At 69.0% G+C, this 24508-nt stretch carries 24 protein-coding genes; 8 read left to right on the plus strand and 16 right to left on the minus strand.

Annotation, left to right across the window (positions count from 1 at the left end):
- The 8 genes from IFR11_RS13245 to IFR11_RS13280 all read right to left on the minus strand — a co-directional run.
- The coding region (locus tag IFR11_RS13245; protein ID WP_191916467.1) for an ABC transporter permease at window positions 1-700 on the minus strand (700 nt) is incomplete at its 3' end.
- Window positions 700-2271 carry a sugar ABC transporter ATP-binding protein gene (locus IFR11_RS13250; RefSeq protein WP_191916468.1) on the minus strand — a complete coding sequence of 524 codons (1572 nt, stop codon included), beginning with the start codon at window positions 2269-2271 and terminating at the stop codon, window positions 700-702. The genes IFR11_RS13245 and IFR11_RS13250, both read right to left, overlap by 1 nt.
- A gap of 111 nt (window positions 2272-2382) precedes the next feature.
- A complete protein-coding gene (locus IFR11_RS13255; RefSeq protein WP_191916469.1) occupies window positions 2383-3387 on the minus strand; it encodes an ABC transporter substrate-binding protein in 1005 nt (334 codons plus the stop codon).
- Between the two features lie 201 nt (window positions 3388-3588).
- Window positions 3589-4611, minus strand: coding sequence for a LacI family DNA-binding transcriptional regulator (locus tag IFR11_RS13260; protein WP_191916470.1), 1023 nt, complete (start codon window positions 4609-4611; stop codon window positions 3589-3591).
- Window positions 4612-4828: 217 nt separating this feature from the next.
- A complete protein-coding gene (locus IFR11_RS13265) occupies window positions 4829-5098 on the minus strand; it encodes an LPXTG cell wall anchor domain-containing protein (protein ID WP_191916471.1) in 270 nt (89 codons plus the stop codon).
- On the minus strand, window positions 5095-6258 hold the full coding sequence (locus tag IFR11_RS13270; RefSeq protein WP_191916472.1) for a hypothetical protein: 1164 nt from the start codon (window positions 6256-6258) through the stop codon (window positions 5095-5097). Before IFR11_RS13270 ends, IFR11_RS13265 begins: the two co-directional genes overlap by 4 nt.
- A 108-nt stretch (window positions 6259-6366) precedes the next feature.
- Window positions 6367-7020 carry a hypothetical protein gene (locus tag IFR11_RS13275; protein WP_197978722.1) on the minus strand — a complete coding sequence of 218 codons (654 nt, stop codon included), beginning with the start codon at window positions 7018-7020 and terminating at the stop codon, window positions 6367-6369.
- A 318-nt stretch (window positions 7021-7338) separates the two neighbouring features.
- Window positions 7339-10320 (minus strand): immunoglobulin-like domain-containing protein, encoded by a 2982-nt coding sequence (locus IFR11_RS13280; RefSeq protein ID WP_191916473.1) that lies wholly within the window; start codon window positions 10318-10320, stop codon window positions 7339-7341.
- Window positions 10321-10594: 274 nt separating this feature from the next.
- Between IFR11_RS13280 and IFR11_RS16890 the strand changes: the two genes are divergently transcribed.
- The 3 genes from IFR11_RS16890 (at window position 10595) to IFR11_RS13295 (ending at window position 12474) form a co-directional block, all read left to right on the plus strand.
- The gene (locus tag IFR11_RS16890) at window positions 10595-10993 is read left to right on the plus strand and encodes a LamG domain-containing protein (RefSeq protein WP_441005401.1); all 399 of its coding nucleotides are present in this window, start codon (window positions 10595-10597) and stop codon (window positions 10991-10993) included.
- 241 nt (window positions 10994-11234) lie between these two features.
- Window positions 11235-11414 (plus strand): hypothetical protein, encoded by a 180-nt coding sequence (locus tag IFR11_RS13290; protein WP_191916474.1) that lies wholly within the window; start codon window positions 11235-11237, stop codon window positions 11412-11414.
- Between the two features lie 43 nt (window positions 11415-11457).
- On the plus strand, window positions 11458-12474 hold the full coding sequence (locus tag IFR11_RS13295) for a LacI family DNA-binding transcriptional regulator (RefSeq protein ID WP_342030304.1): 1017 nt from the start codon (window positions 11458-11460) through the stop codon (window positions 12472-12474).
- 70 nt (window positions 12475-12544) lie between these two features.
- Here IFR11_RS13295 and hisD (IFR11_RS13300) read toward each other — a convergent pair whose 3' ends face one another.
- Window positions 12545-13864 carry a histidinol dehydrogenase gene (gene hisD / locus IFR11_RS13300; protein ID WP_191916475.1) on the minus strand — a complete coding sequence of 440 codons (1320 nt, stop codon included), beginning with the start codon at window positions 13862-13864 and terminating at the stop codon, window positions 12545-12547.
- Between the two features lie 79 nt (window positions 13865-13943).
- Here hisD (IFR11_RS13300) and IFR11_RS13305 point away from each other — a divergent pair.
- On the plus strand, window positions 13944-14122 hold a 179-nt coding region (locus tag IFR11_RS13305), incomplete at its 3' end, for a LysR family transcriptional regulator (protein ID WP_342030306.1).
- Window positions 14123-14262: 140 nt separating this feature from the next.
- A complete protein-coding gene (locus IFR11_RS16810) occupies window positions 14263-14946 on the plus strand; it encodes a LysR family transcriptional regulator substrate-binding protein (RefSeq protein WP_249405345.1) in 684 nt (227 codons plus the stop codon).
- A 4-nt stretch (window positions 14947-14950) separates the two neighbouring features.
- Here the strand turns inward: IFR11_RS16810 and IFR11_RS13315 are convergent, their stop codons facing one another.
- From IFR11_RS13315 to IFR11_RS13330, 4 genes are all read right to left on the minus strand, one after another.
- On the minus strand, window positions 14951-15871 hold the full coding sequence (locus IFR11_RS13315) for a nitrilase-related carbon-nitrogen hydrolase (RefSeq protein WP_342030305.1): 921 nt from the start codon (window positions 15869-15871) through the stop codon (window positions 14951-14953).
- A complete protein-coding gene (locus tag IFR11_RS13320) occupies window positions 15763-16929 on the minus strand; it encodes a cupin domain-containing protein (protein ID WP_191916477.1) in 1167 nt (388 codons plus the stop codon). Before IFR11_RS13320 ends, IFR11_RS13315 begins: the two co-directional genes overlap by 109 nt.
- 20 nt (window positions 16930-16949) lie before the next feature.
- The gene (locus IFR11_RS16815) at window positions 16950-17930 is read right to left on the minus strand and encodes an ester cyclase (RefSeq protein WP_191916478.1); all 981 of its coding nucleotides are present in this window, start codon (window positions 17928-17930) and stop codon (window positions 16950-16952) included.
- A gap of 143 nt (window positions 17931-18073) precedes the next feature.
- Window positions 18074-19072, minus strand: a complete 999-nt coding sequence (locus IFR11_RS13330) for a LacI family DNA-binding transcriptional regulator (RefSeq protein WP_191916479.1) — start codon at window positions 19070-19072, stop codon at window positions 18074-18076.
- A 110-nt stretch (window positions 19073-19182) separates the two neighbouring features.
- On the opposite strand from IFR11_RS13330, the gene hisD (IFR11_RS13335) reads away from it, so the two are divergent.
- The 3 genes from hisD (IFR11_RS13335) to IFR11_RS13345 are packed head-to-tail and all read left to right on the plus strand — an operon-like array spanning window position 19183 to window position 22015.
- Complete coding sequence (gene hisD, locus IFR11_RS13335) at window positions 19183-20502, plus strand: histidinol dehydrogenase (protein WP_191916480.1); 1320 nt, start codon at window positions 19183-19185, stop codon at window positions 20500-20502.
- Window positions 20499-21257, plus strand: coding sequence for an SDR family NAD(P)-dependent oxidoreductase (locus IFR11_RS13340; protein ID WP_191916481.1), 759 nt, complete (start codon window positions 20499-20501; stop codon window positions 21255-21257). Before hisD (IFR11_RS13335) ends, IFR11_RS13340 begins: the two co-directional genes overlap by 4 nt.
- Complete coding sequence (locus tag IFR11_RS13345; protein ID WP_191916482.1) at window positions 21257-22015, plus strand: HpcH/HpaI aldolase family protein; 759 nt, start codon at window positions 21257-21259, stop codon at window positions 22013-22015. The genes IFR11_RS13340 and IFR11_RS13345 overlap by 1 nt, the downstream gene beginning before the upstream one ends.
- Here the strand turns inward: IFR11_RS13345 and IFR11_RS13350 are convergent.
- The 3 genes from IFR11_RS13350 to IFR11_RS13360 are packed head-to-tail and all read right to left on the minus strand — an operon-like array spanning window position 21975 to window position 24467.
- On the minus strand, window positions 21975-22691 hold the full coding sequence (locus IFR11_RS13350; protein WP_191916483.1) for an alpha/beta fold hydrolase: 717 nt from the start codon (window positions 22689-22691) through the stop codon (window positions 21975-21977). The two genes, IFR11_RS13345 and IFR11_RS13350, sit on opposite strands and share 41 nt — an antisense overlap.
- A gap of 1 nt (window position 22692) precedes the next feature.
- Window positions 22693-23598, minus strand: a complete 906-nt coding sequence (locus IFR11_RS13355) for a carbohydrate ABC transporter permease (RefSeq protein WP_191916484.1) — start codon at window positions 23596-23598, stop codon at window positions 22693-22695.
- Window positions 23595-24467 (minus strand): carbohydrate ABC transporter permease, encoded by an 873-nt coding sequence (locus IFR11_RS13360; protein WP_191916485.1) that lies wholly within the window; start codon window positions 24465-24467, stop codon window positions 23595-23597. The genes IFR11_RS13355 and IFR11_RS13360 overlap by 4 nt, the downstream gene beginning before the upstream one ends.
- Window positions 24468-24508 lie beyond the last annotated feature (41 nt).

Here is a 24508-nt window from a genome sequence, read left to right on the forward strand (position 1 = left end):
TGCCCGAGAGCACATAGACCGTGATCAGGATGGGGCGCGGACGGATGCCGGCGAGGCGGCTCGCGTCGGGGTTCACACCGATCGACTCGATCATGAGTCCCAAAGCGGTCCGGCGCATGATCACGGCCACGATGACGACGATGACGATCGCCGCGACGAAGCTGATCGGCAGGCCCAACACTTGGCCGTTGGAGATCTGCTGGAACGGCTGGTTCTGCGAGTTGGTGTTCTGTCCACCGGTGATCACGCGGGCGATACCGCGAGCGGCGAGCATCATCACGAGGGTGCTGATGAACGGCTGCAGACCCACGACCGAGACCAGCAGGCCGTTCACGAGACCGAGCACCGCGCCGAGCAGCAGGGCGAGGCCGATCGCCATGAACATGGCACCGATCGACGTCGACGCGTTGAGCGACCGCAGCAGCTCCATGGCGGCGGCGCCACCGACGGCCATGATCGAGCCGACCGAGAGGTCGATGCCCTTGGTGGCGATGACGAAGGTCATGCCGAGGGCGATCATGATGATCGGCGCCGAGATCCGCAGGATGTCGAGCAGGTTGCCCGAGAGCTGCTGGGTCGTCGGGTTGATGCCGACGGCGAGGTAGGTCGGATCCTTGATGACGTTGAGCGACAGCAGCAGGACGATACCGATGACGCCCCAGAACCACGGGGTGCGCAGCAGCGACTTGAGAACGGACATCAGTGGGTTTCTCCCTCGGTGAGGGCCGCGGTCTGGGCCTCCGCCTCTTCTTCGGTTTCTGCCGCGATGATCGACACGACGCGCTCCGCCGTGACGTCGGGGCCGTTGACGATCTCGCCGACCTTCTCGTGGTCCTTCATGATCACGATGCGCTCGGACAGGCGAACGACCTCTTCGAGCTCGGACGAGATGAAGACGACGCTCATCCCCGCCTCGGCAAGCTCCGCGACGGTCTCTTGGATGTCGGCCTTGGCGCCGACATCGATGCCGCGCGTGGGCTCGTCGAGCAGCAGGAGTTCGGGGTCGGTCGCCAGCCAGCGGCCGAGGAGGACCTTCTGCTGGTTTCCCCCCGAGAGCAGGCGGATCGGACGGTTGGGGTCGTTCGGCCGGACGCTGAACCGCTCCATGTAGGTCGAGACCAGCTGGTCGACCTCTTTGGCGGGGATGCGACGCAACCAGCCACGCTTCGCCTGCAGAGCGAGCATGATGTTCTCGCGGATGCTCAGGTCGCCGATGATGCCGTCGTCGCGACGGTTCTCGGTCGAGTAGGCGATGTGGTTGCCCAGGCCCGAGACGGGCGAGTTGACGGTGACTTTCTTGCCCTTGAGGCGCACGGTGCCGGAGTCGGAACGGTCGGCGCCGGCGATGAGGCGGGCGAGTTCGGTGCGACCGGAGCCGAGCAGGCCGGCGAAGCCGACCACCTCGCCCTTGTGGATCTCGATGTCGGTGGGGGAGAGCGCCCCGGCGCGACCGATGCCCTCGGCGGCGTACACGGGGGTCTCGCTGCGGTCACGGGCGTCGACCTGCCGGTTGGAGCCGAGGGCGCGCAGCGTCTCGATGTCCTTACCGATCATCTTCGAGATGAGCTGGGTGCGGTCGAGGTCGCGGGTCAGGTACTCGCCCACGAAACCGCCGTTACGGAGCACCGTGATGCGGTCGCTGATCGCGTACACCTGATCGAGGAAGTGCGAGACGAAGAGGATGGCGACGCCCTGGTCGCGCAGGCGACGCATGACGGTGAAGAGCACCTCGACCTCGGCGGCATCCAGGCTCGAGGTCGGCTCGTCGAGGATGAGCACCTTCGAATCGGTGACCATCGCGCGGCTGATGGCGACGAGCTGCTGCAGGGCGATCGAGATCGACGACAGCGGAGCACGGGAGTCGAGGTGGCCGAGACCCATACCGGTCAGCGCCTCCTTGGCGCGAGCGTGCGTGGCGCGCCAGTTGATGCCGAACGGCCCGCGGATCTCGTGGCCCAGCATGACGTTCTCACCGATGGTGAGGTTGGTGCAGAGGTTGACCTCTTGGTAGACGGTCGAGATGCCGGCCGCCTGCGCCGAGGCGGTGCCTGTGAGGCGCCGCTCCTCGCCGAAGATCAGGATCGACCCGGAGTCGATCTGGTAGACGCCGGTCAGCGCCTTGATCAGGGTGGACTTTCCCGCCCCGTTCTCACCCATGAGGGTGTGGACCTCTCCCGGCAGCAGTCGGAAGTTGACTTCGTCGAGGGCTTTGACGCCGGGGAATGTGATCGATGCGCCGCGGACTTCGACGATCGGTAGGGATTCTGCCATCGCTGACGAACTTCCTCGCTGGTACGGAGCGGGTGGGGAATGCGGAGCGGGGGCAGCCCGGCGGGCCGCCCCCACTCCTGAAGTGGTGCTGTCGAGCGGGTGGGACGGGGCTTAGAAGCCCAGGCCCTCGGACAGCGCGGTGTCGGCCGCGGCGGGCGAGTCGAAGGTCGCGCTCTTGACGATGATGGTCTTTTCGACCGTCTCGCCGGCGAGGGCCTTCTTGGCAGCGTCGACGGCGGTGTCACCGAAGAACGGGTTGTACTGGGCGACGAAGCTCAGCTGACCGGCGGACAGGGCCTCGAGCGCACCCTTGGTGCCGTCGATGGTGGCAATCTTCACGTCGGTGCCGGGGGTCAGACCCGCGGCGGAGACGGCCTGAGCTGCACCGATACCCATTTCGTCGTTCTGAGCGAAAATGAACTGGATGTCGTTGTTGTTGGCCTTCAGAACGGTCTCGACGACCGACTTGCCTTCGTCGGTCTTCCAGTTGGCGGTCTGAGCGCCGACCTTGGTGAAGCCGGTGGCGCTGGAGACCTCGGAGTCGAAGCCCTCGTTGCGCTCGTTGACGACCGAGAGGCCGGGGACGCCCTCGAGGACGAAGTAGTTCGCGCCGGTCGGGAAGGCGGAGACCGCCCACGAGCCCACCGATGCCGCGACCTGCTTGTTGTCGGGGGCGATACGCGTGACGTACAGGTCGTCGGACGCGTCGACACCACGGTCGAGGAGCACGACGGGGATCTCGGCCTCTTTCGCGAGCTCGAGGGCGGAATCCCAACCCGAGGCCTCGGTGGCCGTCAGCAGGATGACGTCGACCTCGTCGTTGACGAAGGTCGTGAAGGCGTCGAGCTGCGACTTCTGGTCGCTCGGGCTGGCGGCCGGGGCGTACTTGAGGTCGAAGCCGGCGTCCGCCGAGAAGGCGTCCTTCACGGCCTGCTCGTTGGCGTTGCGCCATCCACCCTCGGGACCGACGGCGACGAAACCGACGGTCGTGACGTCGCCTTCGCTGCTCGCGTCGCTGCCTGCATCCGCACCGCCGGCACAGCCCGCCAGGCTGAGCACAACCGCACCCGCACCGAACAGACCGACGACGCCTCGCATGCGCTTCGAAATGGACATAGGTTCTCCTCCTTGAGATCTCTCCAGCATTCGGGTTGGAGAGGAATGTCGTGCAGCTGTGTGGCAGCACTCTCTTGCAAGGTCCAGTGTGTGCGCTAACAATCGCGAATGCAAGTGAGATTTCGGCGAAATCAGCCCCCGAACATCACGAATCGATCACGACGTGACGGGTGCGCGTATCCCCCGCCGCGGTTCGCCGATTCAGCGCGGCGTGACCGCCTGCGTCGATTCGCGGACGATGAGGTTCGGCTGGATCATGTCATGGCTGGGCTCGATGTCGCCTTCGATTGCAGCGATGATCTGCTGCAGCGCAAGCTTGCCGAGCGCCGCGAAGTCCTGCCGCACCGTGGTGAGCGGCGGGAGGAAATGGCGCGCATCCGACAGATCGTCGAAGCCGACGACGCTGACGTCATCCGGCACCCGAAGCCCGCGACTATGCAGCCCGTGCACGACGCCGAGGGCGATCTGGTCGTTGGCGGCGAAGACGGCGGTCGTCTCTCCCAGATCGAATGACCGCCCGAACTCGAACCCGAAATCCGAGGTCCAGTCACCGATGACGTAAGGCCCCTCCGGCAGGCCCGCCTCCGCCAACGACTTCCTCCACCCCTGCACACGCTCACGGGCGTCGAGCCAGTCCAACGGGCCGGCCAGGTGCGCGATGGTGCGATGCCCGAGCCCCACCAGGTGATCGACGGCGAGACGGGCACCCGCGCGCTGGTCGACGCCGACCGTGTGCCACGATTCGTCCGCCTCGGCCTTGATGACGATCGTGGGCAGTCCCGTGGCTTGCTGGCGGAGCAGGTCGAGAGACGACTCGCGCGGAGCGATGACGCAGAGGGCATCGACCCCCTGAGTGACGAGTTCCACGACACCGGAGTCCATCTGCGACGCGTCGTCGTCGCCGATCGAGAAGGCACTCACGGCGTAGCCCACCTCGCGGGCGGCGATCTCGAGCGCGCGCAAGGTGCTGTTCGGACCGTTTTGAACGGGGCCGTCGATGAGCACGCCGATGCGACGTGCACGCCGAGTGGCAAGGGCACGAGCGATCGAACTCGGCGTGTAGTTCATCTCGTCGATCGCCTGCAGCACACGCGTGCGGGTGGTTTCCCGGATGTTCGGGTGGGCGTTCAGGACGCGGGACACCGTCATATGCGACACACCGGCGCGGCGGGCGACGTCATAGATGCTGGGCCGCTGCCACCCGCGACTCGAGGATTGGGGCATGGTGTTCTTCCGATCCCGACGTCGTGATCATGGCGCCCGCCGACCACTCTGAAGAAGGCGGCGCACCGCGGAGCCCATCGAGAGAGATAGCGATCACAAAGATATTACGCGCCGAGTGCGCCGGGATTGTTGTGCGACCCTCAGAATTGCGCCGGCTTTTTCGGGTGCGGCTCGACGCGACGGTGACGAGACGGAACGAGAGAGCGAGGCGAGGGGATCACGGTCGTGCGCGCCGACGGGCCACGAGCAGAACGACTCCGGCGATCAGGAGGAGCGCGGCACCGCCGATGAGCCACCAGACCGGCTCGACGCCCGTGAGGGCCAGCCACCCGACGTCGGGCACCTCCGAGGGGGACGGAGACGGCACGCCGTCGACGGGCGTGGGTGAAACCGGAGGACTCGGCATCGGCGTGGGAAGGGGGGTGATGTCGACATCGATGTTCACACCGCCGTCGCCCGTGGACGCCGCGGCGGGAGCGAGGATCATGACGAACTCCCTGTGGAGGACCCGCCCGAGCCCAGGCGGCGCGCGCGACGGGACACCTCCTCGGGCGTCGGGGACGACGGCACCGGAGAGCCGAACCCGTCGTCCGCGCCGCCTACGGGAGGATCTGACGACGCTGCGCCGTGGCTCGCCGCCGCGCGTCCCTCTTCGCGCGCGCGGTCGAGAGCGGTCGCGAAACGGCGACGTCTCCAGAAGAGCGCCGCGACGATGAACCCGATTCCGAGAAGAACGAGCGCCTGCGGAACGGGGATGGCCCAGAGCGGAGCAGATGCCGACCCGGGCGAGACGGCGACGGGGTTGTGCCCGAGATCGCGTGCCGTGGGAGCGAGATCGACGGATCCCGGGACGAAGACCGTGGGCCAGACGTCGCTGACTGCCACCGCGAACGTGCGCGACTCCCCCGGCAACAGTTCCTGGCGCGGTGCTCCTTCGACGGGGAAGACCGCCGATCCCGTGCCCGCCCCCACGGTCCCGCCCAGCTGCAGACTGGCGTTCCCGGTGTTCGAAACCGTGAACGTGGTGCGGGCCGAGCCTGGACGGAACGGATTCCACGTCATGTCGTACGCCGAGTCAACGCCCGTCACGGAGAAGGACGGCACGATGTCTCCGGTGACACGCGTCATCAGCCGGAAGCCCACGCGACTCTCCACGCCCACCTCGGAGCCACTCGCGTCCGTCCCCGCCGAGGTGACGGACGCGGCGATACCCGCAGCGTGATCGCCCGGGATGGCCCCCTCGGGCACGGTAGTCGTGAAGGGGACGACGACGGTGGCGTTCGGCCCGACCGTGACCGTGTCGGGCAGATCGATCCACAGTCCCGCGCCGACGGACTCACGGTCGGAGGGCAACATCGTGAACCGTCCGTTCGCCGTGTAGTAGCCGTCGGCCGCCGAGAGCGCGAAAACCACTTCGGTTCGGCTCAGGTTTCGCACCGCCAGGTAATCCTCGCGCGAAGCGCCGGGATCCAACTGCTGCTCGATGACACCCCGGTCGTCCGGGCCCGACTGATCGGCAGGGGTGACCGACCATGTGATGTCGGCACCAGCATCCGCCTGCGCGGCGAGGGGGAGAAGCAGAACAGGAGCGACGAGCGCGGCCAGGGCAGCCGTCACACGCACGAGAAGAGGGATTTTCCAGAACATGACGCCGAGTCACCACCCCGGAGTTTCTTTGAAGACGGTCGACATGTGTCGCTGTGCACGAAGTTCGGGGCCGAGTCCAGCGAGGACCCGGCCCCTCTGTTCGTCAAGTTACTGCTGTTCCGGGGGGACCGCGTCCTCGAACAGCGACAGGGTCAGCGTCGACGAGTACGCGCCCGGCGTGACACCGGCATCGGTCTTCAACACCAGGGCGGCGTCGGCGGTCCACGAAGACTCTCCGCCCCCCTTGACGGCGGCCGACTCGAGTGCGGTGTACAGCAGCTCCTTGTCGACGAGGCCGACCGCATCGGCGCCGGTGTCCTCGGAGGTCTTGACTTCTTCACCCTCGGCCACGAGACCGGTGTCACCGCCATCGACGATGTTGGGGATCCAGCCGAGGTGGGAGGGGGAGATGGTGGCGCCGCCCGGGCCGGTGAAGGCCGAGGCCTGACCGACCACGTACCAGAATCGGTCCGCCGGGATGTCGGCGACGTCGCGGGTGTCGGTGACGGTGACGGTTGGCAGGGCGCCGTCGAACTGGCGCACCTGGGCGTCGCCGGACGGGGACTCCGTCAGCGTGGACGACGTGCCGGCGACGGTCAGGCTCAGGCTGCCCGGACCCACGACAGGCGCGATCTGCACGTTGACGTCGACGTCCTGGTCTCCGACCTCGGCGGCGAACGCGGCACCAGCCGTGCCCACGAGCATCAGGCCACCGGCAGCAGCCACGGCGATACGAGCCGCGGCACCCTTGGAAAACTTCATTGTGTACTCCGATTCTTCGTTCGACACCGACGTCGAACGACTAGCAAGCTCACCGGACGCTCCGGTCGTCACGGGAAGGATCCGGGACATCCTCCGCCCCGCGACATCCTGAATGTTAGCGAGAACACTGTCCGAAGACAAGTGTTTTGATGGCGGTCGAGAAATCGAGATCAAGGGTCCCGCGACGGAGGGCGCGCGTTCGAACCGTGACCCCTCTTCTGGCCACAGCGGTGGTCTCCCGACTCGCGGACTGCTCGGGAAGCCTCGGGCGCCCGCGGGCGACCCGATCGAATCGGGCCACCCGCCAGCGGCGCAGAATCAGCCGCAGCTGCCCCGGGGGGTCGGCACAGCGAGCGTCGTCACGCGGGCCTTCGTGCCGCTGGCGACCGCGTCGATCGACATCGTGCCGGCGTCGACCGATGTCGCGCGCGTCGAGAACGTCGCCGACGCGGTCTTGCCCGCCGCGACGGTCATCTTCTTGCTGCCGAAGGCACCGGCGACCGTGACATCGGCGGCGACGGAGTCGGCGTTGATCACCGTGACGACCTGCGTCACCTTGCCGGCGACACAGCGGTTCGCCACGGCGGCGGACAGGTCGAGACCCAGTGACAGCGCCTCGGACGACGAAGCGGTGACACGGCCGTCGGCGTACCCGTCGTAGCGAACCGTCACCGAGCGCACCGTGGCCGGCACCTCGACGGAGGCGGATCGCTGGTTCAGCTTCACCGTCTGCGTCCACCCTTCGCCCGAGAAGGTCACGGTGCCCGCGACGTCGCCCCGGTCGGCGGCGGCGACGACGGCGGTGGCCGTTCGCCCCTCGCTCGTGAGCGTCGTGGTCGAGGCGACCGCCTTGACCGATGTCCAGTCGCGCATGGCGGCGAGGACCGACTGGTTCACGCTCACGAACGAACCGTGGCGTGGGCTGGCGGGCAGGCCGCCGACCGGGCGGACGTTCCAGTCGGCACGACGTGACAAGCGGTCGTTCTGCGAGCTGCTCGCGATCGCGGCGCCGGTGGTGACGAAGGCGCGGTACCCGCCCGCACCGAAGTTGTCGACGAGGAAGGCGTATCCGTCGCCTCCGGCATTGTTCGGGTCACCCTCGTTGAGCTTGACGATCTGCGGCCCCTCACCCACCTCGTTCGTCTCGAGGCGCGTCATGTTGGTGTCCGTCAGTTGCCACGTCGTCTCGGGATCAGCGTTCCAGTCGGACCTCGTCGTCGGCGCGGTCAGCACCTTCGACCGCTCGAGGAAGATGTCCTTGCCCGCCTCGAGGCCGTCGGCCGCACCGCCCTCCTCGTTCTTGGTGAAGCGGTAGTAGTAGTCGCCGATCTTCTGCACGGTCGAGTCGATGCGTGCGAAGCCGGTGTTCTGCCACTCGGCGGGTGGGTAGGTGAAGGTTTTGAAGTCGCGCGTGAGCACCGAGAACACGCGGGCGTGCAGGTTGTCGGTGTTCGTCTTGGCCGCGCTGTTGTACAGACGCGACGAGAAGTGCACGACGTACGACTGCAGCGCGTCGTCCCAGTACGCCTCCGGCGCCCAGGTCATGCCCGCCTCGGGCTGGTTGATGGTAATGCCCTCGTTGGCGCCGTTCGTGCGGGCCCAGGTGACCAGGTCAGTCGATTCCCAGACCTCGATCTTGAGCGACCCGTTCGACTGCGCCGGGCCCCAGCCCGTGCCGCAGCTGATGCACAGGTCGGTGGCGACCATGTAGTACTTGTCGCCGTCCTTGGACCGCAGGATGTACGGGTCGCGAAGACCCTTCGTGTCGGTCGTCGAGGTGATGACGGGCCGGCCCGAGTTCACCGGCGAGAACGAGAAGAAGTCGTTGCCCGACGTCGCCGCCTGGTAAATCTTCTCGTCACCGTCGGATTTGAAGTACGCCGCTGCGTATCCGGCATCCGGAGCCCAGCGTCCCTTCTCGGCGACCGTGATGTCGAAGGTCTTCTGCGCGGACTGCCCGTTCAGGGTGGCCGTCGCCGTCAGCGTGACCTTCGCGTCTCCCGCGCCGTACGCGGGGCGTGCGACGACACCGCCGCGACGGTACGGGTCGGAGGCGCCGACGGCCGGAGTGACGTACGCGGCCGAGGTCGAGGTGACCAGGGCGGGGTTCGACGAGGTCCAGCTGATCGCGGCGCCGTTGACGGAGCCCTTCGTCGCCAGCGGCAGGTTCTCGGTCGTGCGGGATGCCAGGGAGATGGCATCCAGATCGGTGGCGACGTCGGGGGCGATGACGGTGACGTCGAAGGTCAGGGTGCCGAGCGAGCTCGTCGCCATGAGGGTCACTGGGGTGTTGGCGCTGATCGATCGCGAGACGACACCGGTGGTCGACACGACGGCGGGGTCGGACGACGCCCAGGTCAAGGCGACGCCGTTCACGGACGCGGCGAGGTTGAGGTTGCTCGAGACGCTGTCGAGCGAGGTGTTCGAGCGCAGCATGTTCGTCGCGACGTCGCCGCGCAGGAGCGCCGAGGTGGTCGACGACTTCTGCGATGCCGTGGGCATGCTCGACCCGACCTGCTCGGAGGTGAGCGCCGCGTCCCAGAACTTGACGTCAGTGACGTCGGCGCGCAGCAGCGAATCGCCCTGGTAGAGCGACCGGCCGAGGTAGCCGAGCACGGTGCCCGTGGGGATGATCGAGCTGAGCGAATTGGCGTGCGTGAGGGTCGAGATGACGCTGCCGTCGCGGTACAGCGTCAACGTGTTGCCACTGCCGACCATCGTCAGGGTCGTGAACCCCGGGTTGAGCCCGCCGCCGGCGGGCATGCGCGTCTCGCCGTTGCTGCTGCCGCTCTTGACGCGGATGGCGGCGAGCGCCTGGTCGGTGTAACCGCCCTGCGCCGAGCGCGGGCTGAGGAAGATGTGGTTGCCGAGCTGCGTGGTGTTCCACGGTCCGATGCCGTCGCCGATGACCCAGCCGAAGTGGTTCGCCGCCGACTGCGCGGCGACCGTGTACTCGACGGTGAAGTCGTTGTCGCTGCCGGTGACCAGGCCCTTCGGAAGCGCCGCGTAGCCGTCGGCCTTGAAGCGCAGCACGGCATCGCCCTCGGCGTCGGCGAACGACGCGTCGGTGAACCCGGTGAGCGAGGCGTTGCGGTTGTTGCCCGACACGTCGAGAAGCGACGTGCCCGAGTGCGACATGTCGTAGTGCGCGGTGGGCGCCGGCACATCGGCGGCGTGAGCGGCGGGCGCGACCATGCTCATCGTCGAGACGACGAGCACGCCGGTCAGAGACGCAACCAGCGCCTTCGACACGCGACGCGAACGAGCGGCTCGGGGAGGGCGAGTGACCTGTGATCTCATCTTCGAGACCTTTCTCTTGGCGCTGTACGCGCAGCTTCGACGGTGGGGACCGAAGCGAAGCGGTGGGGTGCTGCGTCACCGCGGCGACGCGTGGGTCGCCCCCGGGAAGGACGACCTCGAAAAACGTTCGTGCGCTCCCGTCGGACGAGACGACGGATGCCGATTGTGGTGCTCACGTTAGCGGTACCACTCGCGCGGGGCAATCCTTCATCGGCGTCGCGATCCGCACGCTCCACCTCGGTGGAGATCGGCTCCGCCCGAGGCCCGTACCGCCATCACGAAGGCGACGTGGCAGGCGGAGTCCGACGTCACCGCCAGCATCTCCAGTGGTCAGTGGCACAAGTACGACCTCGTCTACGACGGCAAGACGCTGCGCATATACATCGACGGGGTGAAGGTCGGTGAGAATCTCGCCCCGAACGCGTCGGTGAGCGAGCTCGGCACCAACCTCGCGGGATACCTCGGCAGGTCGCTCTACGGCACGGATGAGTACTTCCGGGGCTGCTACGACAACGTCCGGGTGTACAACCGACCCGAACATCGCGGTGTTCGGCGACACGTACTCCATCTACGCAACGTCCGACGGCTTCCCCGGCTGGGTGGCAAGGAGTTCTGCGTCTGGAAGTCGAAGAACTCGACGGACTGGACGCGGGCAACGGCTCCCCCGTCATGACGGAGCTGTCCGACACCATGCACGCGCAGCTGCGGCTGAGGTCTGATGCGCCTCACCGGTGGGTGAGGAGGGTGGGCCCCGGCTTCGGCCGGGGCCCACTTGTCGTCTCTCAGGAAAACCACTTGTTACCGAGAACAAAGCGGGGCTAGCGTAGATGAGATCTCACCCAGACCCACCGACCAGGGTTCCTCCGAACCCGCGAAGGAGCCGTCGGCGTCGACGGCTTAGAGAAGGATTCCCGATGACTCGTCGTCAGATGCTCTCCGTCCTCGCCAGAGGGCTGCTCGTCACCTCCGCCGTCGCGCCGATGGGACTGGTCGCCTGGGAGCAGGCCGATTTCGAGAGCAGTGCCGTCTTCCAGATGGATGCCTCCGAGCCCGACACCCTGTTCATCAACGGGCGCGCGTTCATTCTGGAGTGACACCGCCGCGGGCGATCCGGCCCGTCGCGCGATCGCCGGCCCCGTGGTGGAGTGGATCGGCATCCCGGGTCCCACCCGCGCACGATCAGCTCCCACGGTCTCGCGGGTGCTCACGGGCGCGGCGAAGGTGAGCACGTCGAAGCGCGAGGCCGTCGAGGCGGCCATCGCGGCCCTCGACTTCCGCCCCAGTGCCGCCGCCCGGGTGCTGGCGTCGCGCAAGGCCCAGGTCATCGCGGTCATCGCCGGAGACACGTCGCAGTACGGCTACGCCGAGACGATCCGCGGTATCGAAGAGGCCGCCCGCGCCGAGGACTACACGGTCATGATCACCGTCGTCGAGAGCACCGACGAGGGCGAGATCGACCGGGCGATCGCCGCCACTCTGGCCCAGCCGCTCGCGGGCGTCTGCGTGCTTAAGTTCGACCCGCCCGGTGTCGCCGCCCTGCACCGCATCCCGGTGTCGTTGCCGCTGGTCGCGCTGTCGGGGGTGCGCGAGTCGGGTCTGCGGCAGGCGGTGCTCGACGAGTCGCGCGCGGCCGAAGAGCTCACCGACCACCTGCTCGATCTGGGGCACGCCACCGTGCACCACGTGCGCGTGCCGCCGTCGCGCCGCGAAGACGGGCGCACGACCGGGTGGCGACGAGCCCTCAAACGTCGCGGTGCGGTCATCCCCGCGCTCAGCGACGCGACCTGGGACCCGCGGTCCGGGATCGAGATCGGTCGGCGGCTCGCCGAGGATCCCTCGGTCACCGCCGTGTTCTGCGGCAACGACGAGATCGCCATGGGCGTGATCCGCGGGATCGTCGCCGCCGGTCGGCGTGTGCCCGACGACATCTCGGTCGCCGGTTTCGACGACCACCCTCTCGCGGCGCTCTGGACGCCGCCGCTGACCACGGTCGATCAGGACTTCGCGGGCCTCGGCCGCCGCGGCCTGCAACTGCTGCTCAACGAGATCGCCGGCGAGACCGGGCGCCGCTTCTCGTCGGAGCGCCCGCAGCTCGTCGTGCGCGAGAGCACCGCACCGCCGCCGGCTGACGCGGCGGTGCGACGCATCGGCTGACGTCTCCTCCCACCGCGGGATCCGGGAGGTCCGCCGATGCGCCCCCGACAACGACCGCGTCCCGAGCGCGTCAGTCGGCGTAGGTCGCCAGGCGCATCGTCGCGGTGGCGCTGTGCGCGGCCATGCCCTCGGAGTCGGAGATCACCTGTACCGCCTCGGCCAGCTGCGGGGTCGCCTCGCGGGTGATGCGCTGGTAGGTGAGCGGCCTCACGAAGCGCGAGACCGAGAGCCCCGCGCTGTGCTTGGCGCCACCGGCCGTCGGCAGCACGTGATTGGTGCCGGCCATGCCCTTGTCGGAGTAGGCGACCGTGCTCCAGGGCCCGAGGAAGATCGACCCGTAGTTGCGGAGGCGGTCGTGGTACCAGGCGTCGTCGGTCGAGATGACCTCCAGGTGCTCGGGGGCGAGGTCGTCCATCAGCACGACCGCGGTCTCGCGGTCGGCGGCGACCGTGACCGTGCCGGAGTCGCGCCAGGCGGGACCGGCGATGGGCTCGGTCGCCAGGGTGCTGAGCTGACGTTCGACGGCGGCGATGACCGCGCGTCCGTGCGCGTCGGAGGTGGTGACGAGCGCGGCCGGGGAGTTCGGGCCGTGCTCGGCCTGCCCGAGCAGGTCGGCGGCGACGATCTCGGGGTCGGCGCTGTCGTCGGAGAGCACCGCCACCTCGGAGGGGCCGGCGAGCAGGTCGATGGCCACGGTGCCGAAGAGCTGCCGCTTGGCCTCGGCGACGTACGCGTTGCCGGCGCCGACGAGCATGTCGACGGGCAGGTCGCCGAGCAGCCCGAAGGCCATCGCGGCGAGCGCCTGCACGCCCCCGAGCACGAAGACGCGGTCGACGCCGGACAGGTGGGCGGCGTAGACGACCGCGTCGTTCGCCCCGCCGTCGGGCTGCGGCGGGGTGCAGGCGATCACGGTGGGAACGCCCGCCGCCTTGGCGACGCCGACGGTCATGAAGGCGCTGGCGGTGAGGGGGAAGCGTCCGGCGGGCAGGTAGGCGCCGACGCGCGAGACGGGGACGTATCGCGCCCCCGTGACGAGACCGGGGAGCAGTTCGGTCTCGAAGTCCGTGAGGTGGCTCCGCTGCTCGGCGGCGAAGGCGCGCGTGCGCTCCGAGCCCAGCTCGATGGCCGCGCGCAGATCGGGCGCGAGGCGGTCACCGCTGGTCGTGATCTGCTCCTCCGACAGTTCGATGTCGCCGCCGGCGTAGCGGTCGAGCGAGCGGGCGTAGTCGAGCACGGCGTCGAGACCGCGGCTCTGGATGTCGGACAGCATTGCCGACACCGTCTCGATCACGGCGGGATCCCGCTGGGCCGCGGGCGCATCGATCAGCGGGGTCTTGAGGTGGTGGAAGGAACCGTTGAGGCGCTCCAGAAGCGCGGGCGTGAACTGCATACGGGAACGCTAGGGTCTCGGCATCCTCCCCCACAAGAACGATAGGAACGATGGATGCCATAGGCTTTACCATTGGATTGTGACGATCACCCAGCTGACGGCCTTCCTCGCGGCCCTCGAGACCGGGTCGTTCCCCGCCGCCGCCGTCGAGCTCGACACCACGCAGGCCTCGGTCTCGGAGCTCGTGGCCCGGCTGGAACGCGAACTGGGCGTGCGGCTGTTCACCCGCGGCGGGCGCCGGCTCGCTCCCACCGAGTCNCGTGGCCCGGCTGGAACGCGAACTGGGCGTGCGGCTGTTCACCCGCGGCGGTCGCCGGCTCGCTCCCACCGAGTCGGCCCTCGCCCTGCGCGAGCATGCCGAGCAGGCCGTCGCGGCGATCCGGAGCGGCATCGACACCATGCGCGCCCGCAACGCGCTCGAGGGCGGCACGTGCACGTTCGGGGTGCTCCGAAACGCCGCGTACTACGACCTCTCCGACCTCGTGCAGCGCTTCCACCAGCGGCATCCGGGGGTCACCGTGCGGTTGGTGGGGATCAACTCGGCGCTGGTGGCGCGCTCGATCGCCGCCGGCGAGATCGAGGCGGGACTCTTGGTGCTACCGGTCGATGAGACGGGGCTGACGATCACCCCGCTCTTCCGCGACGAGGTGCTCTACGCCTCGGGGCGCACCGATGCGCCGACGAAGCCGGTCACGACGACGCAGCTCGCCGACGCGAAGCTCGTGCTCTACGACGCCTACGCCGGATGGAGCGACCCGACGCGGCGGCAACTGCGCGAACGCGCGCGCCTCGAGGGACGCACGATCGACCCGGCGATCGAGGTCGAGAACGTCGAGACCGCGCTCGGGTTGGTCGCGGCCGGTGCCGCCGACACGATCGTGTCGCGCACGATCGCCGAGTCGGCGGGCTTCCCCACCGGCATCACGCTCACGCCGTTCGCCGAACCGCTGTACGACACGATCGCCCTCGCGCAGCGCGAGGGGGCGTACCTCTCACCCGGGGCGCGGCGCATGGCCGACCTCGCCCAGCAGATGCTCCGGGCGAAGCTGGACGCCCATCCCGGGCGCGCGGCCGTGGAGTAGGGCGTCAGAAGTAGAGCTCCGGCCGCCGGTCCCCGAAGAGATCGTTGTGCGGCGGCAGGGATTTGTCGGACGGATGCCGTACCCGCAGCGTCTCGACCACGATGCCCGCGCCGCCCGTCGGGCTGTTCGCGATCCATCCGTCGTCGTCGATGATCGCGGTCCCACCCGTCCACGCGACGCCGCGCTCGGCCCCGTGGCGGTCGGCGACGATCGTTGCGAGGCGTGAGGACCGGGCGGCGGCCATCGCCTGGATGGTCTCGGGGGCGTGTTCGCCCGCGGGCCGCGGCACGAGGGGCCAGCACACCGGCAGCGCCAGGACCTCGGCGCCGGCGAGCGCGAGCCGACGCGGCACCTCGGGGAACTCGTTGTCGTAGCAGAGGGCGACGCCGAGACGCCCGACCGGGGTGTCGAAGACGGCGCCCGCCGTGTCACCGCGCGTGAAGAACAGCGACTCCTCGCCCCACAGGTGCGCCTTGCGGTAATCGCCGAGACGGGCGTCGCGGGTCAGCACCGCGGCCGTGTTGTACAGCTCGCCCGCCGCCACCTCTGCGTAGCCGACGACGGCCACGACGCCCTCGGGGAGCACGGCGGCGAGCTCGGCCCACCGCGGATCGTCGCGGTGCAGCGACGACGCCCGCGCCTCGGCGGCCGCGGCGAAGACGTACCCGCTGATCGCGAGCTCGGGCGCGACGATGAGCGCCGCCCCGGCCGCCGCGGCGTCGGCCAGCGACTCGCGCACGGCGACGAGGTTCGCCGCGACCTCTCCGACCCGCACGGGGGGAGAGGTCGCGGCGACCCGGAGTTCGCGCTCCGTGATCAGTCGTCTTCCGTCGCGGTGACCATGACGCCCACGGGGGCGAGGTAGCCGTTGGGGTCGATCATCCAGTCGGCGTCGCGGGCGGCGTCGACGACCTCGGGGGCCCACTCGAGGTACACGCGGTCGTCGCCGGAGTTCACGACGAGCAACTCACCGGCACCCGACTCCCCCGTCTCGATGCACCGGAACGCGCGCCAGGCGCCGGCCGGCACCGAGAACGAGTCGGAGGGCGAGAGTTCGACGGTGGTGGCCGGGTCGCCGTTCAGGGTGACCGCCCAGCGGCCGCTCTTCACCAGCAGCGCCTGGTTCTTGTCGTGGCGGTGACGGAGGAGGCCCTCGTCGGCGGCCGCGCGCACCCACGCCATGTTGAAGGAGTGCGGCTCGTGGATACGGGGAACCTGGCGGCGGTCCTCGGTCATGCCGTAGCCGATCGCGAGACTGAGCTCGGCGGCTCCGCCCGGCAGGCTCGCGCACAGCAGCGCGTTCGAGCTGTAGACCCGGTCACCGGGCTGGATGACCCGCCCGCGCATCTGCTCGACGCTGTAGGTGGTCAGCTCGTCGACGTACTTCTGCTGGATGGGCGTGATGAGGGCGACATCATCGGGCAGTTCATCGCCGGCGACGGTGTCGATGAGCTGGTTGTCGGCGGTCAGGTGCAGACCGTACGACTCCGCCTCCTTGAGCACCGAGGGGCCCCAGATGATGCCGCCGGTGACGTCGCGACCGAGGACGGTCCAGAGGATGCCGTCGTCGGGGCCCTCGTTCGTGAAGCCGCGGAAGATCCACGTCGGGATCGAGATGATGTCGCCGTCGGTGCTGACGTACTCGCCCTGGGTGCCGTCGATACCCCAGCGCAGGCGGAACTCGCCGCCGAGGTTCACGAAGACCTCGGCCGTGAAGTGCAGGTGCAGGTTGTTCGAGATGCCGTTGGGCATGCCGGCGGCGCCGGTGTTGAAGCCGTGCTCCTCGGTGAGGTTGATGATCTGGCCGGCGTTCTGCGAGACCCCGCCACCGATGAACGCGTAGTTCTCCTTGCGGTCGGAGCCGGGCGTCCGGCAGTCGATGAAGGCGGCGCGGTGCGGCGCCCAGTCGCTCTTGCGAATGGTGCGGCGTTCGATCTCGGCCCCGTCGACGACGGTGTCGTGGCTCAGACGATCGGTACTCATGATGTTCTTCCTCCGTTGATTCAGTAGATGTTTCCGAGGGCGAAGGGCTCGTCGCCCCGCGTTCCGGCGATCTGCGCCCGCAGGGCGATGTCATCCCACAGCCGCACTTCCTTGACGAGCGCACCCTGATGGAAGGTGAACTGCGAGATACCGAGCACGTCGACCGGGCGCCCCGTGAGCGGGCCGTAGTTGGCGACGCCGTTGTAGTCGCCGACGAACTTCCACGTGACCGCGACGCGAAGGCCGGCGTACCGCACGTCGTAGTTGGTCTGGATGTCGCGGATCTCGAACCGTCCCGCGGGGAACGACTCGAGGAAGCGCAGCAGCGCCCGTCGGTAGCCTTCGGGCCGGATGACGAGACGATTGCCCACCGTGAGCAGCACGAGGTCGCGGTGGAAGAACGTGTCGACCTTCTGCAGGTCGCGGTCGTTCCAAACGGTCTGGATCATCTCGATGACGCGCTCCACCTCGGAACGGTGGTCGTCGGGGCGGGGGCCCGAGTCGCCGACCGCGACCGGGTCCGCGGGCGCGGGCTCGGTCCAGGTGCCGGTGTAGCCGCGGAACGCCTGCGCACGGGCGAGCTCATCGAGGTCGCTCTGCAGGATCAGCGCACCGGCGAGGGTGTCGCGGACGACCCACTCCTCGACCATGCGCCCCCGGCGGTAGAGGCAGTTCGCGATGGTGCGGCTGTAGTTCGAGGACTGCAGGTGACCCGAGAGAACGAGGTGCGAGCTGAGGAACGCGTCGTCGCCGCGCGCCTCCCAGATGACGTCCTCGGCCTGCCCCGTGCGATCGGGCGTGGCCGAGATACGCATGAGCGTTCCCTCGATGACCTCGTCGCGGGTGTTCGAGGTGCCGTACGCCCCGTGCACGATCGAGTCGGGCTCGTAGTTCTCGCGGATGAAGCTGATCGACCGGTCCACCCAGATGAGGTCGGTCACCTCGCGGATGAAGTCGTCGGGGTCCGCGTACGGCTGGTAGGCGACGGGGTCGAGGGGCACTCGGTTCTCCTTGGGCTGGGGCGCCGATACGGGCGCGACGGGGACGATGTTGGCAGTGTATGCGTATGCACAACGACGACGCAAGGGATCGGGACAGTCCGCGAAGAGACCGATCGCGCGGCCGGAGCCGGCGGCGACGACCGTCAGCGCGAGAGCGCCGCCGCCAGCGTGCGCCGCTCGATGAACGTCGTCTCGAACTCCACGTGCGCGAAGGCGTCGGGGCGATCCTCGATGCGCTCGACCATCAGGCGACCGGCCTCCCGCGCCATCCGCACGAAGTCGTACGCGATCGTGGAGAGCTGAATGATCGGCCAGGATGCCGCGGGCAGATCGTCGAAGCCGATGATCGAGACATCGTCGGGCACGCGGACCCCCGCGCGCCGCGCCGCGTTGAGCGCGCCGTAGGCCACGACGTCGTTGCCGCAGAAGATCAACGTCGGCGGCTCGTCGAGGGCCAGGAGTTCGGCCGTCGCCGCGTCGCCGGATGCCGTGTCGAACGGCCCGAACCGCACCCGTGCGGCGTCGAGCGAGATCCCCCGCGCCCCGAGGGCCGAACGCAGGGCCCGTTCGCGCGACTGGCCGGTGCTGGTGTTCTGCGGGCCCAGAACGGCTCCCATGCGCTCATGGCCGAGCGCGAGCGCGCGATCGACGGCGACCTGGAATCCCGCTTCGGGCGCCACGACGGTGGCATCCGCATCGACGTAGGCGGCCGTGCGATTGAAGTAGACGAAGGGGAGCCCGCGGTCGCGCAGGCGCAGCGGAACGACCGACTCCACGGTCGTCGTCGCCAGGATCACCCCGTCGAGACCGTTCGCGATCAGCCGCTCGGCCACCGACTCGTCGGTCGTCTCGGTGTGCAGCACGAGCTGGTACCCGCGGGCGTCGAGCTCACGGTGCAGGGGGGCGATGATGTGCGCGTAGAACTGGTTGTCGAGGTCGGTGACCAGGAGTCCGATGCGACGGGTGCGCCCCGACGACAGCGCCCGTCCCGCCTCGCTGGGGACATACCCGAGGAGGTCGGCCGCGTCGCGCACGCGCTTCTTCGTCTCGTCGGACACCCGCGGGTCGTCGCGGAGGGCGCGCGAGACGGTGGGCTGCGACACTCCGGCGAGTCGGGCCACATCTCTGCTGGTGACGGCCATGTCTCCCCCTGCCGACGCGATGCTGCGGGTCGCAGTCTATCGAAAGCTTGACCTCTTGTGCATACGCAGTCATGATGGCAACATACGTATGCAGAGCAAAGGATGCGACGATGCCCCTCCACCTCAAGAACGCACCGACGAAGTCGTTCACCGACACCGCGCAGAGTGACGTCGCGGCCCGCGTGAGCGGCATCATCGCCGACATCCGCGGAAACGGCGACGAGGCCGTCCGCCGGTACGCCGCCGAGTTCGACCGGTGGGACGGCCCGTTCCGCCTCGACGACGATCAGATCGTCGAGATCATGGCAACCCTCGATCCGCAGGTTATCGACGACATCCGCTTCGTCCAGGACCAAGTGCGCCGCTTCGCCCAGGCCCAGCGCGACTCCCTCGTCGACATCGAGGTCGAGACGCTGCCGGGCGTCCACCTCGGGCAGAAGCACGTGCCCGTCCAGGCCGCCGGCGCCTACATCCCCGGCGGGAAGTACCCCCTCACGGCCTCCGCCCACATGACGATCATCACGGCCAAGGTGGCGGGCGTGGAGCGCGTCGTCGCGTGCACCCCGCCCATCCGCGGTGAGATCCCCGCCGCGACCGTCGCCGCCATGAAACTGGCCGGTGCCGACGAGATCTACATCCTCGGCGGCGTGCAGGCGGTCACCGCGATGGCCGTCGGCACCGAGACCATCGCCCCCGTCAACCTCATCGCCGGCCCCGGCAACGCCTACGTCGCCGAGGCGAAGCGCCAGCTCTTCGGCGAGGTGGGAATCGACCTCTTCGCCGGCCCTACCGAGATCCTCATCGTCGCCGATGACGACGCCGACCCCTTCCTCACCGCGGTCGACCTGCTCTCGCAGGCCGAGCACGGCCCCGAGTCGCCCGCCGTGCTCATCACGACCTCGACCGCCCTGGGAGAGCGCGTGATGGAGATCGTCGAACAGCTTCTTCCCGGCATGTCGACCCGCGACTACGCGGAGCCCGCCTGGCGCGACTGGGGCCAGGTCGTCGTCGTCGACGACCTCGACGAGGCGTACGCCCTAGCCGACTCCTTCGCGTTCGAGCACGTGCAGGTCTTCACGAAGGAACCGCGCGCGGCCCTTGAGAAGATGCACGACTACGGCGCCCTCTTCCTCGGCGAGAACACGTGCGTCTCGTACGGTGACAAGGTCATCGGCACCAATCACGTGCTCCCCACCCTCGGGGCGGCGCGCTACACCGGCGGTCTCTGGGTAGGGAAGTACCTGCGCACCATCACGTACCAGGAGATCACCGACACCGCCTCCTCCGCCCTGCTGGGCGAGGTGTGCGGCCGCGCCGCGCGCGTCGAGCTGTTCGAGGGGCACGCGCGCTCGGGCGACGCGCGCGCCGCGCGCCACGCGGGCACTTCGTTCGCGTGGATCGAGGAGAGCCGCGCGGCGGAGACCCGATGAGCGACCTTCGGGGCCGCATCGCCCTCGTCACGGGCGGCGGGAGCGGCCTGGGCGCCGCCATCGCCACCGCCCTGCACACGGCCGGCGCCGAGGTCGTGATCGTGGGCCGCGATGCCACCCGGCTCGACGCCGTCGTCGCGCGCCTCGGCGAGAGGGCCCGTGCGCTCACCTGCGACGTCGCCGACGAGGTCTCGGTGCGGCGCCTGGCCGATCACCTCGAGGGCGCAGAGGTGTCGATCCTGGTCAACAACGCCGGGATCGCGGGCCCCGTGGCCGCGCTGACCGACGTCACCGCCGGCGAGTGGGACGAGGTCTTCGCCGTCAACGTCCGCGGGACCTTTCTCATGGCGCGAGCATTCCTGCCGGGCATGGTCGCTCGCGGAGCGGGCGACGTCATCAATGTCGCATCGGTGTCGGGCAAGCGCCCCCTGGCCCATCGCACGCCGTACACCGCCTCGAAGATGGCGATCCTCGGCCTCACCGCCTCGCTCGCGTTCGAGGTGGGCCCCGCGGGCGTGACGGTCAACAGCCTGTCGCCGGGTCCTGTCGCCGGTGACCGGATGTCCCGCAACTTCCGCCTCGAAGCCGAGCGTTCCGGCCGCACCGTCGAGGAGGCCGAGGAGGCCTTCGTCTCGCGCGCGGCCCTCGGCCGCATGGTCACGGAGGACGAGGTCGGTTCGGCCGTCGTCGCGATGCTCGCGATGCCGGGAATGTGCGGCGCCGACGTCGACCTCTCCGCCGGGATGATCGCGTGATGCCCGACGACGACCGTCCCGTCTCGCTCCGTGCGCGCGCCCTGGCGGGCGAACGCCTCATCGGTGCTCTCCTGCGGATGCCGGCCGAGGAGCTGGTCGAGATGATCGCCGTCTCGGCCTTCGACTTCGTCCTCCTCGATGCCGAACACGGCCCGGCCGACGTCGTCGCTCTCCGCCAGCACATCGCGGTGGCCGCCGTCCACGGCATCCCCGTGCTCGTCCGCGTCGGAGAGGGGGATGCCGGCATGATCCTGCGCGTCCTCGATCAGGGGGCCGAGGGCGTTCTCATGCCGCATCTCGACGACGCCGCGGCCGCAGCCGCCGTCGTCGCGGCCAGCCACTACCCGCCGGTCGGCACCCGCGGCTTCGCCACGTACAGCAGGGCCGGTCGCTTCGGCCTCACCGATCCCGCCGCGCACCGCGACTGGTACCTGTCCAACACCCTCGTGCTCGGCATGATCGAGTCGCCCGCGGGCATCGCGGCGGCCGACGAGATCGTTCGCACCCCCGGCCTCGACGGCATCATGATCGGCCCGGCTGACCTCGCCGCCTCGTCGGGGCCCCACGACCTCCCCGTCGCCGAGGCGACGGTGCGGGTGAACGCGGCCGTCGCCGCCGCCGGATCCCTGCGGATGGACATCGTGGGCTCCCCGGCCGCCGCGGCCGCCGCCTTCGCCGACGGCGCGGGCCTCGTGGTCTACAACCTCGCGGCGTCGCTCATGGGGCACCTGCGCAACCTGCGCTCCGCGCGCGACTGACCTCGGTGCGGAAGCGGCGCACGATCGCGCCGAACGCGTCGGGGCGCTCGAGCGGGATCAGATGTCCGGCGTCGACGGTCTCGAGCCGCGCGCCGGGCACGGCCTCGGCGATCTCCTCGTGAAACGCCGGCGGACAGAGCGCGTCCTCGGCCCCCGACACCACCAGCGTGGGAACGTTCACCGATCGGAGCGCGGGACGCAGGTCGACGCGCGTGGCCTGCAGGCGCAGTTGCGCCCCGAGGGCGTCGGCCGGCGTGTCCGCGCCCATGCGCAGCGTGCGCTCGACGAGGTCGGGGCGTTCGGCCCGTGCCCGCGACGAGAGCAGCGCGGGGAGGATGCCGCGCTGCAGCGCGCGGGGCGACTCCCCGGCGGCGAGCCGGTCCTCCCAGCCCCGCCACGCGGAGCGTTGCGCGTCGGTGGGGGCCTTCGCGTTGGCGGCGGCCACGAGCAGGCCGGCCACCCGGTGCGGGGCGCGCACGACGAGCGACATCGCCACGATCGCCCCCAGCGACAGACCCCCGATCACGAAGACCGGGGGCAACTCGTCGAGCAGCCGGTCGATCTGGCGATCGAGGTGGTCGATGGTGAGGTCGGGGGTCAGTGCGTCGTCGAGACCGCCCTGCGTCCAGAGGTCCCGCGTGCAGTTCATCCCCGCCAGCAGGACCAACGGTTGCACGTCAGCCCTTCACCGCACCGTCGCTCAACCCCGCCACGAGGTACTTCTGCGCCACGAACGCGATCACCACGACCGGGATCGTGAGGAGCATGGATGCCGCACCCGCCTGCTGCAGCATGGGCAGCGTCTGACCGAGCTGCGTCGCGATGAACACCGGCACGGTCTTCGACGACGAGTCGGTGAGCACGAGGGCGGTCAGGTACTCCTGGAACGCGAAGAGGAAGACGAAGATGCCGGCGGTGAGGATGCCGGGACCCATGAGGGGGATCATGACGCGCCGCAACATCCCGATGCGGGAGCAGCCGTCGATCATGGCCGCCTCGTCGAGCTCGCGCGGGATCTCGGCGAAGAAGTTGCGCAGCAGCCAGATCGTGAACGGCTGGTTGATCGCGACCAGGGCGATGGCCAGGGCGACGGTGGTGTCGTAGATGCCGAGGGCGCGGCTGATGTCATACATCGGCAGAACCACCGAGAAGCGCGGGAGCGCGCGGAAGATGAGCGCGAGCACCAGCAGCAACGCCGAGACGTAACTCGGGAACCGTGACAGGGCGTACGCCGCCGGGATGCCGATGATCAGGGCGACGATGGTGGAGACGATCGCCACCGTGAGGGTGTTGACGAGGTAGTCGGCGAAGTAGGTGGTCTCCCAGAGGTCGACGAAGGCTTGCACCGTCGGCTGGTAGTCCCACAGCACCGGTGGGTTCGCGAAGGCGACGTTCGTGGGCTTCGTGACCGACAGCATCATCCAGATGAACGGGCTCAGCATGACCACGCAGAGCACCGCGAGCAGAGCACCGGTGACGACCGGTGGACGGTTCAGCCGTCGACGGCGGCCCCGGGGGTTCTTGCCGTCGATGTCGCCGGTGGTGATGGCGCGGGTGGAGAGGTCTCCGGTGGTGAGCGTCATCGCTCGGCCCTCGCTTCCTTGAAGATGCCGCGGATGAACGGGATGAGCATGACCAGGATGAGCAGTATGGTCAGCACGTTGATCGCGCTTCCCAGGCCGAGGTTCGTGGCCCCGTCCGCGAAGGCGACGGAATAGACGTAGAGCATGATCGACTCGTTGCCGATCGCCTGGGCTTGGGGAGACAGGGGGATCAGGTTGTCGAACATGCGCAGCACATCCATGATCGAGATCAGCGTGACGAAGCCCAGCACCCCGCGGAGCGTGGGGATGATCACGCTCAGGTGAGTCTGCACGGCGTTGGCCCCGTCGATCCGCGCGGCTTCGCGCAACTCGACCGGCACGCCCTGGAGTCCCGCGAGGATGATCAGCATCGCGAACGGCAGCATGTGCCACACGGTGTTCGAGATGACGAGGAGGGCGTTGGGCACCTGGTCGGTGAACCAGAGCACCTGGGTGCCGCCCATGAGCCCGATGAGGCGGTTCACCACCCCGCCGAAGTTGTCGTCGAACAGCCACGAGTAGGCGACGGCGCCCACGAGGTTCGGCAGCACGTACGACACCAGCATGATGCCGAGCACCAGCGGCCGCGAGAGCGACAGGCGGTTCACCCCGGTCGCGATGAGGTAGCCGAGAACGATCAGGATCACGGTCGTGACGACGGTGACGGTGACGGTGAACAGCACCGCCTTGCCGAAGCGCGGATCGGTCAGCGCGTCGGCGAAGTTCTGCAGTCCGACGAACGTCCCCGGGCTGCCGTAACGGACGCTTTCGAAGCTCCACTGCACGGTGCGCACGAGCGGAACCACCAGCAGCCCGGCCATGATGATGAGGCTCGGCGCGAAGAGCAACCAGAATTCGCGTGCCTTCATTAGGAGGTCTCCCCTCGATCGGCCGCGGCCTGGACTCGCAT

Origin of the sequence: Microbacterium sp. CFBP 8801 (genome assembly GCF_014839455.1) — a bacterium.
GTDB lineage: Bacteria > Actinomycetota > Actinomycetes > Actinomycetales > Microbacteriaceae > Microbacterium.